The 15,221-nt window shown below is 40.6% G+C and carries 19 protein-coding genes; 13 read left to right on the top strand and 6 right to left on the bottom strand.

All coding sequences use genetic code 11. The annotated features are described in order from the left end of the window. Positions 1-76: 76 nt before the first annotated feature. The 5 genes from IM797_RS03160 (at position 77) to IM797_RS03140 (ending at position 3,525) form a co-directional block, all read left to right on the top strand. Positions 77-1,453, top strand: coding sequence for an MFS transporter (locus IM797_RS03160; RefSeq protein ID WP_194125625.1), 1,377 nt, complete (start codon positions 77-79; stop codon positions 1,451-1,453). 123 nt (positions 1,454-1,576) lie between these two features. Continuing rightward, the gene (locus IM797_RS03155) at positions 1,577-1,897 is read left to right on the top strand and encodes a hypothetical protein (protein ID WP_194125624.1); all 321 of its coding nucleotides are present in this window, start codon (positions 1,577-1,579) and stop codon (positions 1,895-1,897) included. A 105-nt stretch (positions 1,898-2,002) separates the two neighbouring features. Next, positions 2,003-2,317, top strand: a complete 315-nt coding sequence (locus tag IM797_RS03150; RefSeq protein ID WP_194125623.1) for a hypothetical protein — start codon at positions 2,003-2,005, stop codon at positions 2,315-2,317. A gap of 2 nt (positions 2,318-2,319) precedes the next feature. After that, complete coding sequence (locus tag IM797_RS03145; protein WP_194125622.1) at positions 2,320-2,886, top strand: Crp/Fnr family transcriptional regulator; 567 nt, start codon at positions 2,320-2,322, stop codon at positions 2,884-2,886. Between the two features lie 60 nt (positions 2,887-2,946). Further along, positions 2,947-3,525: an NAD(P)H-dependent oxidoreductase gene (locus IM797_RS03140; RefSeq protein ID WP_194125621.1), complete on the top strand. Its 579-nt coding sequence runs from the start codon at positions 2,947-2,949 to the stop codon at positions 3,523-3,525. A gap of 59 nt (positions 3,526-3,584) precedes the next feature. On the opposite strand, the gene IM797_RS03135 is transcribed toward IM797_RS03140, so the two are convergent. Together IM797_RS03135 and IM797_RS03130 are read right to left on the bottom strand one after the other, a co-directional pair. Continuing rightward, on the bottom strand, positions 3,585-4,379 hold the full coding sequence (locus IM797_RS03135; protein WP_228098696.1) for a M48 family metalloprotease: 795 nt from the start codon (positions 4,377-4,379) through the stop codon (positions 3,585-3,587). 111 nt (positions 4,380-4,490) lie between these two features. Next, the gene (locus tag IM797_RS03130) at positions 4,491-5,753 is read right to left on the bottom strand and encodes an ATP-binding protein (protein WP_194125620.1); all 1,263 of its coding nucleotides are present in this window, start codon (positions 5,751-5,753) and stop codon (positions 4,491-4,493) included. Positions 5,754-5,869: 116 nt separating this feature from the next. Between IM797_RS03130 and IM797_RS03125 the strand changes: the two genes are divergently transcribed. Beyond that, a complete protein-coding gene (locus IM797_RS03125) occupies positions 5,870-6,019 on the top strand; it encodes a DUF4990 domain-containing protein (RefSeq protein ID WP_194125619.1) in 150 nt (49 codons plus the stop codon). A 40-nt stretch (positions 6,020-6,059) separates the two neighbouring features. Then, positions 6,060-6,356, top strand: coding sequence for a Dabb family protein (locus IM797_RS03120; protein WP_194125618.1), 297 nt, complete (start codon positions 6,060-6,062; stop codon positions 6,354-6,356). A gap of 131 nt (positions 6,357-6,487) precedes the next feature. On the opposite strand, the gene IM797_RS03115 is transcribed toward IM797_RS03120, so the two are convergent. Together IM797_RS03115 and IM797_RS03110 are read right to left on the bottom strand one after the other, a co-directional pair. Then, entirely contained in the window at positions 6,488-7,015 is a 528-nt protein-coding gene (locus IM797_RS03115; protein ID WP_194125617.1) for a thioredoxin domain-containing protein, read from the bottom strand. A gap of 4 nt (positions 7,016-7,019) precedes the next feature. Next, positions 7,020-7,484: a redoxin domain-containing protein gene (locus tag IM797_RS03110; RefSeq protein WP_228098695.1), complete on the bottom strand. Its 465-nt coding sequence runs from the start codon at positions 7,482-7,484 to the stop codon at positions 7,020-7,022. Positions 7,485-7,592: 108 nt separating this feature from the next. On the opposite strand from IM797_RS03110, the gene pepE reads away from it, so the two are divergent. The 3 genes from pepE to IM797_RS03095 all read left to right on the top strand — a co-directional run bounded on the left by pepE (position 7,593) and on the right by IM797_RS03095 (position 9,315). Further along, a complete protein-coding gene (gene pepE / locus IM797_RS03105; RefSeq protein ID WP_194125616.1) occupies positions 7,593-8,303 on the top strand; it encodes a dipeptidase PepE in 711 nt (236 codons plus the stop codon). Further along, positions 8,300-8,938, top strand: a complete 639-nt coding sequence (locus tag IM797_RS03100; protein ID WP_194125615.1) for a hypothetical protein — start codon at positions 8,300-8,302, stop codon at positions 8,936-8,938. The genes pepE and IM797_RS03100 overlap by 4 nt, the downstream gene beginning before the upstream one ends. Before the next feature lie 86 nt (positions 8,939-9,024). Continuing rightward, the gene (locus tag IM797_RS03095) at positions 9,025-9,315 is read left to right on the top strand and encodes a putative quinol monooxygenase (RefSeq protein ID WP_194125614.1); all 291 of its coding nucleotides are present in this window, start codon (positions 9,025-9,027) and stop codon (positions 9,313-9,315) included. A gap of 118 nt (positions 9,316-9,433) precedes the next feature. On the opposite strand, the gene IM797_RS03090 is transcribed toward IM797_RS03095, so the two are convergent. Beyond that, entirely contained in the window at positions 9,434-10,645 is a 1,212-nt protein-coding gene (locus IM797_RS03090) for a hypothetical protein (protein WP_194125613.1), read from the bottom strand. Between the two features lie 20 nt (positions 10,646-10,665). After that, positions 10,666-11,001: a helix-turn-helix domain-containing protein gene (locus IM797_RS03085; RefSeq protein WP_194125612.1), complete on the bottom strand. Its 336-nt coding sequence runs from the start codon at positions 10,999-11,001 to the stop codon at positions 10,666-10,668. A gap of 103 nt (positions 11,002-11,104) precedes the next feature. Between IM797_RS03085 and IM797_RS03080 the strand changes: the two genes are divergently transcribed. The 3 genes from IM797_RS03080 to IM797_RS03070 all read left to right on the top strand — a co-directional run bounded on the left by IM797_RS03080 (position 11,105) and on the right by IM797_RS03070 (position 14,656). After that, positions 11,105-12,112: an NADP-dependent oxidoreductase gene (locus IM797_RS03080; protein WP_194125611.1), complete on the top strand. Its 1,008-nt coding sequence runs from the start codon at positions 11,105-11,107 to the stop codon at positions 12,110-12,112. A 10-nt stretch (positions 12,113-12,122) separates the two neighbouring features. Beyond that, positions 12,123-12,704 (top strand): GNAT family N-acetyltransferase, encoded by a 582-nt coding sequence (locus IM797_RS03075; protein ID WP_228098694.1) that lies wholly within the window; start codon positions 12,123-12,125, stop codon positions 12,702-12,704. Between the two features lie 95 nt (positions 12,705-12,799). Further along, positions 12,800-14,656, top strand: a complete 1,857-nt coding sequence (locus tag IM797_RS03070) for a 7TM diverse intracellular signaling domain-containing protein (protein WP_194125610.1) — start codon at positions 12,800-12,802, stop codon at positions 14,654-14,656. Positions 14,657-15,221 lie beyond the last annotated feature (565 nt).

Here is a 15,221-nt window from a genome sequence, read left to right as displayed (position 1 = left end):
GTCCTAAATTTTAAGTATTTTTTTTAATCAAAGTGACTGCATTTACATTTGCATAGAATAATATTCTTTTTTAGTTATGATTTCCAAGAAAAACCTCATCCTGATTATTGCCTCTATTGGTATCTTTGTAGAAGCATTGGATATTGCTATAGTGAACCTGGCGATACCATCTATACAAACACATTACGGGCTAACAGGAGATGCGGTTCAATGGCTGCAAACCTTGTACGTACTGTTGTATGGTGGCTTCCTGATCATCGGTGGTAAGCTGTCTGATGTGATTGGGCGTAAAACTATATTTATGCTTGGCGCAGCACTGTTTCTACTGACCTCCCTGGGGGCGGGTCTTTCTCCTTCTTTTCATCTGCTGGCTTTTTTCAGAGCGGTTCAGGGACTTGGAGCAGCTTTGATTATGCCATCTGCATTTTCAATCGTGACACATACTTTCACGGAGAAACAGGAGCGCGCTAAAGCTATCGGAATATTCAGCTCCTTTGCTGCAATAGGATCTGGCAGCGGTTTGTCTCTCGGCGGCATTATAGCGACATATTGGGGCTGGCAATGGGTGTTCTTTATGAATGTACCTGTGCTTGCTTTAGTGATCTTGCTGGCCTGGATCTATTTAGAGAAAGATGTTCCGGCGAAATCGAACAGCACACCCGACGTATGGTCAGGGTTGTTATTGGTGCTCAGTTTACTCATGTTGAGTTACGCCGTACATGAACTGGGTGATATTGGAAAACACTATTGGACATTACTGGCCCTGACGGGAGCGATTATAGGTTCTTATTTTGTCCTTAAACATCGATTGACAACACTGGAATCGCCCTTGATCGATCTCAGCGTTTTTAAATCGCGTGTTACCGTCAATGGTATTGTTGTATTCATGCTTCTTGGTGCATTTTTCACAGGTTATTTGTTTTTGCTTTCTATCATGCTTCAAAAAGACATGCAGTTCAGCGCAGCCAGGGCTGGGGTAACATTGGTTCCTTTCAGCATTTTATCAGCCTTGTTTGCTAAATTTGCTTTACCCTATGTGATGAAGCGACTGAACATCTGGCAGACCAGTATAGTGGGTATGGTACTGATGCTTAGTGGGGCAGTCTTGCTCGTCTTATGCATACTAAATCACTATAATTTTGCGGCCTTACTTTTTTCCGTTGCCTGTGTTACAGGATTGGGAATGACCATTTGTTTTACCAGTCTGTCTGTAATATGCGTTCAGGAGGTAGAAGCGAAGCACTATGGCCTGGCCTCCAGTGTAGCAACCACATCTTACTTCCTGGGGGGCGGTGTTGGTTTATCCCTGCTATCTTTATTTTTAAAATCAAATGCCGAAACTGCAAGTGTAACGCTTACAGCTGTTCTCGTACTCGGTCTATATGCTGCAATAGGACTGGTCTGGCTATTGATCTATAACAGGCGAAAATCGATTGCGTTCAATATGGCCTGATTTCTCTAATGGTCTTTTCATGCTGGACGTATTTAGTGCGCGTTAAATACCGTTAATGCTGAATATAATGATAGCTTTGGAAGGAAGCCCTTAATTTCATTTATCACCGGGATTTATTTGACTATGAAGAATGACAATTATGTAAAATTTATCCAGGCAGTTAAGGATAAAAAAGTAGTGAAGATTACCATAGAGACGAAAGAGGAGGGGCCTGTAACGCGAACTTGTATCCCTTTTGATTTTGGTGCCAATAAAAAATACAAAGATGGCCTGGACAGGTACTATTTTTATGCTTTGGACAGTCCGGATGGTCGGAAAGATTTACCCATTTTGGAAAATAAGTTGATCTCATTAGAGATTTTAAAGGACAAATTTGAGCCGGAGGACTACGTAACCTGGGATCCAAATTGGATATTAAAGCGTGATTGGGGCAGTTATAGCTAATAAATTCAAATATTTACGAATTTATGGCAGAGTCGGTAACACCAGGTATAGTATTTGCAACAAAATTATTATATTTGCTAATATTTGTAGTATTTCATTGATAATATGACCGTTACAGTACTTCCAATTGTAGATCCCGATACTGGCTCAACAGCCCCTTTAGCCAAAGTGATGACCGAAAGGTTGAAACGTCTTGCTGCCGAGTTGCAGGAAACCCATTTAAAAGCATTGGAATCAGTAGAACCGATGTTTGAAGATGTTGTCATTTACATTAGTTATAACAGTAAGTTCAGTATCCGTTGGAAGGTGGTAAACGATGTCGCTTTGTCTGTTGAAAATGAAGTGGCAGATGTTTGTGGTCGTTTGGGTTATATCAAATGGAAAACAGCAACTTTAAATACATTTAAAGGAAATCCCTAACCGTGCTTAAAAGCTATCTGGAATCTTTTAAACTGCTAACTGATCAGGAAATAGCAGAATTCATAGCGCTTACAAAACTAAAAGTATTGGATAAAGGCGCCTTTTTCATTAAAGAAGGCGAGCAGTGTAAGGAAGTTGGTTTTTTGACCAGCGGCATTTTGCGTTCCTTTTTCTGCTCAGCTCAGTCCGAAGAAATCACCTACTGCATTACTTTTCCCAATAACCTCAGTACAGCTTACTCTTCTTTTATTAGCCAACAACCGAGTCCCGAAAATATTCAGGCATTGGTTCGTTCTGAATTATTGGTTGTTAAAAAGAAAGATGTTGAGCGGTTGGCTGCTGGTAGTTTAAACTGGACACGCTTTTTAAAACAAATGGCAGAACAACAATATCTGGAACTTGAAAAAAGGTTGTTTTTGTTTCAAAAAGAGAAAGCAATAAAACGTTATTTAGACCTGATGGACCATCAGCCAGTTTACATTCAACAAATTCCTTTGCAATATCTTGCGTCTTATTTAGGAATTACACCCAGGCATTTGAGCCGGATACGGAAAGAAATTCTTTTATAGACATTTGTCTACTGGAAACCCTGCGGTACAACGTACTTTTGATGCCAAATAAAAGATACCATGAAGCAGATTCTGATCATCAACGGACACCCCAATACAGAGAGTTTTAATTGCGCACTTGCCAGGGCTTATAAAGTCGGTGCAGAGGCAGCAGGTGCAAATGTCTCTGAGATCAATATTAGTGCGCTGGACTTTAATCCAAATTTGCAATTCGGTTATAAAAAAAGAATGGAACTGGAACCTGACCTGTTAGATAGCCTGGAGAAAATTAAGCGGGCTGATCATCTGGTATGGGTACATCCGGTGTGGTGGGGCGGTTTTCCGGCAATGATGAAAGGTTTCATAGACCGGTTGTTTTTGCCGGGTATAACTTTTAAATACAGGGAGAACTCTGTCTGGTGGGATAAATTACTGGTTGGTAAGACAGCGAGGATTATGACCACTATCGATCAACCTGCATGGTATTATCGCCTGGTTTATGGTAGTCCCAGTGTAAATCAGTTAAAGAAAAGTATCCTGGAGTTTTGTGGTGTAAAGCCCGTTAAAGTAAGCTATTTTGGCATCGTTAAAACTGCTGATTTACGCAAGCGGAATAAGTGGCTGGAGCAGGCTGAGTCCCTGGGCAGGGGTTTGAAATGATAAAACCCTTCATGGTAATGACGCGCAGCCACTACAATGAAGGGTTTATTTAAATGCTCTTATTTTGAAAGGCCGTCTTTTTTAGCTTTTGCAAGAATTTTTTCGGCACGCGTTGCGCTTTCCGGGTGTGAACTTAACATCTTTTCAGTTTTAGTCCTATTGTCACCAGATCCTTTTTCCATATCTGCAAATTTCTGAAATGCGCTGGCTAAAGCTGTTACCTTATATTTATGGGTTTTCATAAACTCGTAAGCATAATCGTCAGCTTCACTTTCTTGTTTGCGATTGTATTTGCTATCCAGCAAAGCTGAAGCAAAACTACCCAGTTGAGTTTGAGATAAGCTGTTTACTACGCCCGACTGAGAGGAGGCAGCTTCAGTAATTGCAGCTCTTTTGTAAGCACTTCTTACCGCATCTCTGGAATCTTTATTGGCAACATGGCCAATTTCGTGTCCGATGATCCCCAGCAGTTCATCGTCAGACATGATGTCCATTAACGAAGAAAACACCCTTACACTACCGTCAGCACATGCAAACGCATTGATGTCTTTAACAAGATACACCTTGTAATTGAGTTTTAAACCACCCTCATTCTGGTGTTTAGAAAAAATCTTGTTTAACCTGATGGTATGTGGGTCTTTTGCATCTGCTACTTTATTGTGCGCATCCATCCAGGTTACCGCTTCTGCTGCTAGTTTTTCAGCATCTGCATCTGAGAATGTTACAGCTTTATAGCCTTTTTCAAGTGCACCAATACCTTTGGTATTTAATTTGATTTGCGCGGACACATTAGTGGCGCCAAGTGAGAGGGCCATGCCCAGTAGGGCCATTGGCAGAACGTTTTTTTGAATCATTGATGTTTTTTATAGGTTATGTATGGCAGCCTGATGAAGCTGCTGAACTAATATATACGCATAACCACTAACACACCATAATTGTTTTTAATCCATCAACTTATTTATCCCTTAATCAGCTAACAATACAGAAAGCTCTGTTTTCTCGTCATCTTCAAGCGTTACCACATGTGCAATGGTGTCAATAAGGCCTGCACGCTGATCGGAAATCAAGACCGTGTCGAGCAGTCTGACCAATATTTTTTTCTGATCAATACTCAAATTGCTGAACAATTTAGGTTGTATTTCGTAAAGCGATTTGAGCACATTTAACAAGTTGTGCTTACGTTCCGGATGTGTTTCATCGTAACCGGAAAATACCCCTTCTTTTTCATAACGCTCCAGCAATTTCCCCGAGTGTTCTTTCAAAAAGGCTTTACGTTTAAGTTGAAGTAACTCGTTAACTTTTTTGATCAGAAACTTATATTCCGGAGCGGATTTCGATCGGCTGTATAAATTTGCCTGCATTTCAAATTCTGTTCCACTGAAATCAAATTCACTGAAAAACTCACTTTCTATGTAAATACTGTGGTAATATTCATCAGCTTTTTTGTTCAGTGTGGTGTATTCTTTATGCACCTCTTCCAATTTTTCGTTGATGAAATACGCTTTAGAAAGTTCTTTATGAAGCGATTCGTTCCATTGGACAAATTTTAGTCTGAAGGTTGTATTGGTGTCTTCATATCTTAATATCATGTCATCCTGGTAATCGGCAATGTGGGTCTCGTAATCTAAAAGGATGCCATTGATCAGGATGCGATAGTTCTTTTTTTTATTGAGTTCCAGAAACCAGCAAAATTCAGATTTTAAATAAGGAATAATTTCCTGCAGCAAATGGGACTCATTAATTTTGAGGTTTAAAAATCTCACCGTCGTTCCGGTGTGCTCCTGGATGGGCTGATCAAATATAACCGATTGATAACTATTTAGTGAGCCAACGCCAATTCCAATTTTACCACTGACAAATTTGCTGCCTTTTTTAAAAGTGGTTGTCCATTCTGCATCGTTTGCCAATCTGAAAAATGTCAGGCGTCCGACTCCATTTTTACCATGCATCACTGATTTGTTTCGGTTTACAGCAAGCTGTAAGGCTTTTTCAGATTCATAGAAAGGATTGAATTTTGAGACCAGATGGTCAAAATCGATCCCATAGCCATTGTCAACCACTTCAAGATGGTCTATAAAGCCGAGCGGATTGGCATTAAAATTAATTTCAATGGTATCAGCCCTGGCATCAAATCCATTCCAGATGTATTCGGCAAGCGCTTGTTTTTCAGTATAATTGCGCAATACTTTTTGAATACCGTTTGAAGTAATGTTAACATGAGCAGCCATAAATTCTGTTGGATTTTGTTAAATTCAAAATTAACCTTTTTTATCCGTTTTTGTAGCTTTCAACCGTTTCGTTTTGAATCAGAATTTAATCCTGATGAGATACCCCTAAGCACAGGATGGATTTGATTTTGAGAAAGGCAGATGGAAGTTTGCCTGATATTCAATTCATGAAACTTAAATCGAATAGTACGCTGATTGGTAAGGGCACCGCAATTGGCTTTCCTTTTCAGGGAAAAGCTCCTGATTTGGGGTATGGTGTGCATTAATACCTGTGAATTCTTATATTCGGCAAAAAAAAATTGAAAAATGATAGCACATCACGTTTTATTCTGGCTAAAGGCCGATACATCAGAAGATCAAAAAAATGCGTTTCGTAAAGGATTGGAATCTTTGGAAGGCATTGAAACCGTAAAAACATTTCACATTGGTACCCCTGCGCCAATCGAGCGGGCCGTTGTTGATACCACATATACTTTCTCTTTGATTTTATTCTTTGAAGATTTAGCCGGACATGATGTGTACCAGGTTCACGCGATTCACAAAGCATTTCTGGATGAGTACCGTAGCTTATTTGATAAGGTCATCATTTATGATGCCGAATAATCGAGCTAATTGATGGCTGGTCTTGCCGGGGTTTTAGAGCGGCTGTGGCCCCAGCAAGGCCCCAGCAACACCTGCTTAAGGCCCCAGTAAGGCCCCCGCAATTACGAGCCAGATACGACCTGGATACCTGCTTAACCCAGGCCTGTATTTTCTTTGATCAAAGCATACAAATCCGCTGCTCCACCATCAAATCTTGCGCCATTTACAAAAAAGGTTGGCGTGCCATTTACGCCACTTCGTGCACCACTTTCAAAATCCGATTCAATTTTTTCGGTCAGCTTTTCGTCCTGAACTGCATTTTTAAAGCGTTGCAGATCCAAGCCAATTTTTTCCGCCATGTTCAGCAGGGAATCCCGATCCAGGCGGCTTTGGTTCGCGAAAAGGAGGTCGTGCATTTCCCAGTATTTACCTTGCTGACTTGCGGCTTCGGCAGCGATTGCGGCGTCAAATGCAAATTCATGGACATCTTTAAGTGGGAAATTTCTAAAACTAAAGGCGATGGCCTCCCCAAACTGATCCATAATCTCTTCTACGATTGGTTCCGCATCTCCGCAATAAGGACATTGAAAGTCTCCATATTCTACAATGGTCAGTTGAGGTTTTTTAGAACCTCTGATGTGATCTTTTTCCGAAAGTGCTGGTTTTAACTGTGCTGACATGGTGTTATGATTTTAATTTTTCAAGTGCGTCCAATACGCCATCTGCACCTGGATTGATCTCGTCAGGCGAGAGGAAGCTCCAGGCGATCTGGCCTTGCTTGTCGATCAAAAATAATGCCCGGCTATCGTAGCCCGCCTGGTCGTTATAAACCCCATATTTTTTGGCTACATCACCTTTTGGTTCAAAATCTGCCAGCAATTGAAAGTGGACTTTCCGATCGTCAGTAAACGCTTTGTGGCAAAAAAAGCTGTCCACAGAAATACCCAGCAATACAGCCTCTTCTTTGTCAAATATGGACTTCATTTCACTAAACAATGCAATCTCATCCCCGCATACCGGACTCCAGTCTGCCGGGTAAAAAATCAGGATGACGTTCTTTTTTTGGTAGTAATCTTTTAAGGCTACCGGTTTTCCGTCTGGATTTAACAGTTGAAAATCAGGTGCTTTAGTGTCTTTTTGTAAGATCATGGGCAGATAAGTTAGCTGATACAATATAAACTATTCCATTTATATATGAAAGCACTGATTGACGAAAACAATGCCTGTTTTCATGTTGATTTTAATTAGCTTCGCGATATGAAAAATGTGATTCTTGCCAGTACATCGAGTCTTTTTGGCGAAGCTTACCTTGCGTATCTGAAATCGGAGGTTGAAACTTTATTTCAGGGAGTTTCTGAACTTATTTTTGTACCCTATGCCCGCCCGGGTGGCATCAGTCATGATGAATATACGGAAAAAGTTGCCGGTTTTTTTGAAGCTATCGGAATCCGGGTAAAAGGATTACATGATTTCGAAGCTCCGGCAGAAGCATTGAGAAACGCAGAAGCTGTATTTACGGGTGGTGGCAATACATTTTTATTGGTAAAACAACTCCATGAACAAGATCTGATGGATGTTTTAAAACAAGTTGTAAGTCAGGGAAGGCCATACCTGGGTACCAGTGCAGGCAGTAATATCGGTGGCGTCAACATGCAGAATACAAATGATATGCCCATTGTGTATCCGCCGGCTTTTTCGACGATGGGACTTATTCCTTTTAACCTGAACGCGCATTACCTGGATCCTGATCCCAATTCAAAACACAATGGAGAGACCAGGGAAACCCGGATTAAAGAATTTCATGTGTTGAACCAGATTCCGGTACTGGGGCTGAGAGAAGGAAGCTGGATTCGCATAAAAGGCGATCTGATAACCACGGAAGGTCAGTTTTCTTCCAGGGTATTTTTGCCAGGACAGCAACCTTATGAAATTGAACCTGGAACGGTATGTGAATTTAGTTTGATATGATCTCTACTCAAGACTATAGTTTATTGCCTGATCACGAGGAGGTCAGGGCGATTTGTAAAGCAATTTCTGTCTTAGATGCGATCCTTTGCCAGGATTGGGTATACCGTTATTATTCTTACAACTGCGCCTGGGATGTTGGAGAGGAGTTTTGTGAAATGCGTAACGGCGAAGGTGATCAGATGCTGATCCTGTTTCGTAATGATGGTTGTGTTATTAATGGTTTTTCATCAGAATTTGAGCAACCTGATAAATTGGAAATTACAGCTGGCCTGCCCACTATATTTGAGTCTTTCCTTTTCGGCGAACCTGTGGATTCCATAGGAACAACTTTTTGCTTATGGAAAACTGAAGGAGCAGATTGGAGCCGTGGGGGACTTGCTACAGCCGGAGACGGGTCAGAGGAGATGCTTAAGATTTTAGATGGAAAGCCTCAAACCTATATCCAATGGGCTAGTCAATATTTTGAAGGCAGTTATACAGCCAATGGCCTTTCGCTTCCTGTCGTAAGAGAAATTTACCAGGGAAAAACGCTGACTAAAGCCATGGTACTTTCTTTGGTGGATGAGCTGGAAGATTGGGGGCAGCTGGAAGATGATTTAATTGAAATCGGCTACGCTTTCGACTTCAATATTTAACTATCATAATTATAATAGGTGGCTATGAGATTGCTTATTTTAATATGGGCCGGACATGTGGTATTTTTGGCCATAATTAAAATCATATGAACATTCACTTAACTGCATTGATCAGATGCAAACCAGGTCATACCGCTCAATTTAAATCACTTTTAAAAGCGCTCGTCAACGCTTCCAATGAAGAAGAGGCTTGTCTGAAATATGAATTGTATCAAACGGCATCAGATGATTGTCAATTCATTTTTCAGGAAACCTGGAAAGACCAGAAGGGCCTGGACCTGCACAACCAACAGCCACATTTACTTGGCTTTTTAAAATCTGCGGAAGCGCTTATGGACGGAAATGTTCTTGTCTATAGTACGAATAGGCTTTATTAATCATCATTACAATAATGGATACAAAAAATAGAAAATAAAACCTTTGCGTAGTCTGCAATTGCCTATGGCGCTTTTGCCATTGGTGGTAAGTGGTAATATGTGGGGTGGCTTTACAGGTTTAAACTTTATCCAGGTACTTGATGATCGATTCCGGATCTTTATCTTTCATCTCTAAAACTGAAAATTCTTTGATATGGCCCAGTTTTAATAAAGAAGCGCAACCTGCAGAAGTGAAAAGCCTGCTTAACCGCTCGTTTTTTTCAAAGTGGTAGGCATTAAAAGCGGGGAGGGTATCAATTTGCAGGTATGCTTTGTCTTCTTTTTCCAAAGCAACGAGGCCTTTCAGTTTTTCGCCTTCAGGAGTATCATTGTTGGTCAGGAAAAGAAAAGATTGAATCAATAGTTTTGCATCAATGAGCCTAACCAGTAAATAGCCGGTTTTTAGGTCAGACAATCTAAACTCTACCAGGCTGTAGTCTTTCAATTTATGGTGTGGTATCGGGTTTTCTCCAAAAATTAAAAAAGTGATGAAGTGCATGATGCCTGGAATGACGTCCAGGCGTTGTTTTAGCCTATCTAAGGCATGTTGTTGAATATATACGTCTAAAGGAATGTCCAGCGATCCGGTTTTAAATCCCAGTAATGATGGTTTTGTTTTTGCCCAAATCGGTTTCAGGTTACCATCTACCCAACCAACCTGGTAAATGCTGCGCTTTTTGTCGTTAACGGTTATGGTAGTTTTTGGTAGCTTAAATTCATGTAAAAAGATATCATTTTGATTGCTGGTTAAGTCAATGCAAGCGGTTTTTTCAATGTCGGCCTTGATGATGGTGTGGTTAAAATCACTCAGGGAAATGGTCACATCTTCTATCAGGTTGATTAAGCTTTGTTCCAGTATTTCCCGTCCCCTGGTTTCCGGGAAATAAGGTGCAAAGTAAGCTTTCAATTCAGCGGCGGCTGTAAATTCTTCCCCTTCAAGGCTGTAAAAATAATTCACCAGTAATGTTCCTTCTGAAAGGTACCAGCTTAAGAGGATCTCATTTCCATTTTCGAGGGTTATGTAGATGTCTGACAGGCTATGGTTCATCAATCTGTTAAACTGTACCACTTTTTCTTTGGTGACAGTTGATCCTTTGGCCGCCTTGGCTTTGAGTACCGGATATCTGACCATATAAAGACCTTCAAAAAGCCTCTTATGCGTTTTTTCCAAGGCCTGTGGACCGCCAAAAGCTACCATTAAAAATTTCATACGTTCCAGGAACCTGGCGTAGTGACGGGCTGCAAGCTCCTTTTCGTTGGTATTTACTTTTTTTTTCTTCTTTGCACTCATGATGGCGTTTCAAATTTGTATCAGCGATCGTTCCATTTAGAAAGATCTTGTAAAATAGGTAACAATGCCTTACCTTTTTCAGTTAAATGATAATCTACCCTTACTGGAACTTCTGCAATAATGGTTTTTGTAATTAATTTGGAAGATTCCAGCTCCTTAAGCTGTCTGCCTAACGTCTGATCGGATACCGGTTCCAATACTGCTTTTAACAGGCTGAATCTATTTTGTGCTTCTGATATGTGAATGATGATCAGCGCTTTCCATCGACCGGATATGGCATCCAATGCCGCATTTATTCTGCAAGACTGGTATAGAAATGCTTTGTTGGCTGCGTTTGAAGAGGTGTTTTTGATCATGTTACTTCTTTTTTTGTGAGTTACTCCCAATTCGGGATGCTTTAACTTTTACCGTTCGCCCCACTTACATTTGAGTTTTAAACAAAAATAAAGCTATTAATCAATGAAAGCAATTGTATTGAACGCCTTTGGAGCGGTCACAAATTTTAGCATGGCAGAATTGCCCCTTCCCGTTCCGGGAGCGGCAGAAGTTTTAATTGAATTGAAAGCCAGTGCTTTTAACCCGATCGATTACCAAATGAGAAAGGGGCTACGGGAAAGCAAGTTGATGCGCTCGCCTGTATTGGGCAGAGAATGTTCGGGTATTGTTGTTCAAACAGGCGCTGAGGTTGAAGGTTTTTTTCCCGGAGATGACGTGATTGTGATGTCGGGAAGTCGCGGTTCAAATGGAAGTTATGCTACATTTATGACTTTGGATTACCATTTTATAGCGCGTAAGCCTAAAAATATCAGTTTTGAAATGGCAGCGGCTATTCCGGCTTCGGGTACCACAGCATGGCAGGCTTTTACGCGAATGGCCTGCCACAGGGAGAGCCGGATTTTTATCAATGGTGCGGCGGGTGGGGTTGGAAGATTTTTAATCTCCCTATTACTGGCGCATGGTTTTGAGCGGATTGTAGCTTCGGCGGGCAGTGAGGAAAGCCAGGCTGCATTAAAACGAATCGGACTACCTGCTGCACAGATTGTGGATTATAAAGACCCTGGGTTTGAAAAGCTCATTTTGACAGCCAATGACGACCAGTACTTTGATTACAGCGTTGATTTGGTGGGCGGTCGTCAATCTGAAATTGCGGCCGATGTTTTAAAGGTGAATGGAATCTATGTTGATATTACTTTTTTAGCAACAGCAGCTGCCCGGGCTACATTATTTGATAAAGGCTGTGTGGTTTTAAACATCTCGGGTTATGCCTACGCGATGGAAAATAAGGTGTCCTGGTATGGCAATACTTTAGCCAGGATTTGTAATCTGATTGAAGAAGACAGGATTCTTGCACCAGAAATTAATATATTAGGTGGATTGAATGTTGAAACTGTGCAAATGGCACATCGTTTAATGGAGGCAAATCAGCTTTATGGAAAGAAGCTGATCATGCGCATTGAGCGGATTTGAATTTAAAGATATGATCATAAGAAAAGCTGTTCCTGCTGACGCGCATCAAATTGCAGGTTTAATTATCCTGGCTATGGACGACCTGGCTGCTAAATTTGCAGGGGAATCCGATCCTTTTAAGGCCATTCCATTGTTTGAGCATTTTGCAGCATTGCCCGGGAATCAATATAGTTATGAGAATATATTGGTTTATGAAGAAGAAGGAGTAGTGAGCGGGATGATCAGCGCTTATGACGGGGCTGATCTTGAAACGCTTAGAGCGCCATTTTTAACTTATCTTCAAACCACTTATGGCTTTGACAGCATACCGGAAGCTGAAACTGAAGCTGGAGAATATTATATTGACTGTGTCAGTGTAGCCCAGGGTAAGCAGGGGCGGGGAATTGGTAAAAAGTTAATCGTTGCCCTGATCGAGAAAGTTATACCTGCAAAACATCATACGGTGGGTCTGCTGGTCAGCTTAAATAATCCTCAGGCGGAGAAATTGTATGGCCGGCTGGGTTTTAAAACAGTAAGCCGGCGTCATTTTATGGGGGGAGATTACAGCCACATGCAATATGGGTTGTCGGGTGATACTTCATCTGATTCGTGAGTTCTAAAAATAATCACTATTATTACAGCAGCTAAATATAACTCATGTCCGAGGTCCGATTTCGCGGCTGTTGGTATCTCAGTACTGTAATTTAAATGACTACAATTTTTAAGAATAGGTTTTCCATTATTTTGGTGCTTTTGTTGCTTGCTAGTTTTGGAAGCTTAGGGCAGTCTGTGGTTCAAATAAACGACCAGGTACCCCATCATGTATTTGCCCTGGGGGAGATTGAACAATTGGAGGATACTTCAGGGAATTTAAAACTTGAAGATATCCTGAAGCCTGGACTGGATCAAAAGTTTGTTAAGAACAAGATCAATACACCTAAAATATTCCATCTCAATTCTACGTACTGGTTTAAAATTAAAATTGAGTATTTACCGCAATCAAAAGAAAGCTGGTTCCTGGAATTTTTTGACCAGACCATTGATGACATAAATTTATATGCGCCCGACGGAAAAGGCAAATACGCACATTTCAGATTTGGGGCACAATACAAATTTGACCAGCGGATGTATGGCCACAAGAATTTCCTGGTTAATCTTGACAATACCAGGACTGGCATTGGTACCTATTATATCCGCGTAAAATCTTCACAGGCAGCAAGTGTTTTAATTGTACTTAGAAATGTACGCTGGTTTGTACATTATGCCATTGATGAATACCTGGTTTTTGGCTTATTCTATGGCATGATTGCTGTTTTTGGTTTTTATAACCTGCTCATGTTCATTGCCATCAGGCAGAAACAATATTTATATTACGTACTGTATAACCTCAGTATCGGCTTGTACGAAATGTGCGTGGACGGAATTGCATTTCAATATTTATGGCCGGATTACCCGGGCTGGAACCAATATGCCTATGGTATATTTTTATTTTCCAGCAGCATATTCGGATTGTTTTTTACCATAAATTTTCTTTATTTAAAAAGTAAAGCACCAGGTATCTACAAGGCCATCCTAGGGCTGGTTGTTTTACGTACACTGTTCTTTTTGTGCTGTTTGTATAATCATAATTTGTTTACTTACAAACTGGTTGAAGTGGTGCCGCTAATTACGGCCCTGGCTGCGGGTATTTATATCTGGAGGATAGGTTTTAAGCCGGCCCGTTTTTTTGTAATTGGCTATTCTTTTTTGTTGCTCGGCTTTATAGTCAAGCTATTGGTATTGCTGAATGTCTCCTGGTTACCATACGGTCCAATTACGCATTACAGTTTAAGTTTTTGTTTTGTGATTGAAATGATCCTGGTTTCCTTTGCGATAGGAGATAACATCAGGGGCCTGAGGAAGAAGAAGGACAGGGCACAGAAGAGAATGATCCATCAGCTTCAAATCAATGAGAAGCTGCAGGATACGCTCAATAAAGAGTTGACTTCTTTAGTGGATGAAAGAACCAAAGAAGTCAGGGATAAAGCAGCCACGATCGAAAAGCAGAATGAGGAAATATCGCTGATGAACGCGATGCTGGAAAAGGACAATCAGGAGTTACATGAAAATATTGAAAAAGTGACCCGGGCAAGGGTCATGTCTCATGAGGTTGATTTTGCAGAGTTCAGTAAAATTTATCCGGATCGTGATACCTGTTTCAAATATTTATCTGAATTAAAGTGGGCAAACGGTTATACCTGCAGAAAATGTGGCAATACACATCACCTTTCCGGTTTTTTACCTTTCAGTCGAAGGTGTACCAAGTGTGGTTATGATGAATCGGTAATTGCCTACACCATTTTTCAGAACAGCCGTATTCCCATTAATAAGGCGTTTTATATGCTCTTCCTGGTTTACACCACTAAAGGAAAAATATCATCCCATAAACTGTCACAATTGCTGCTCATCAGGCAGAGCACCTGCTGGTCATACAACAGTAAGATGCAAAAGATTTTAGAGGAGCGTAAAAAAGACCTGAAAAATGCTGGTGAGGGTGGCTGGAGTAAATTGATTATTGAGTCGTAACCGGGTATTTAACGGTTTTCTGTACTGTTTCGGCTGATTTATTTGTTTTTTTTTAATGTTTTTTAATGTTTTTTTAGCGTATCGACAAGAAAACAGGAATGTATGCTAATGGCATCATAATCAAGGTAAAGCCGTATTGATGCTTGTTTGTTAAGCGTATCGATTTTGTATTTAACTTATTATTTATCAGATTGTTACGTTATTTTCTTCTTGCAGTTTTCATAGGATTCGAATAGCTTTACGTTATTAATCCAATTCTAACCAAATAAACGATGACAAAAAACTACTTTTCTTATGAACGGCTGAATAGCGTCCGTGTACGATTCCGATTCCTGCATATCAGATACCGTCGATGAGCAGATCATGATCTGTATGATGTGCGCTGCTTGATCCGCATAAATAACCAAACCAAATTCTAACCAAATCAAACTAAATGAAAAAACCTAGACTCACCCTGACTTAGCTGCATGCTCATGCTTGCATTTTTCCAATTGAGGCGAATTGTTCAATTCGTCAATGGAAAACTATCATCTAAAATTTATTCAATAATAACTCATTAAGCATT

Source organism: Pedobacter sp. MC2016-24, assembly GCF_015223055.1.
Taxonomy (GTDB): domain Bacteria; phylum Bacteroidota; class Bacteroidia; order Sphingobacteriales; family Sphingobacteriaceae; genus Pedobacter.
This window is presented reverse-complemented; position numbering and strand designations above follow the sequence as displayed.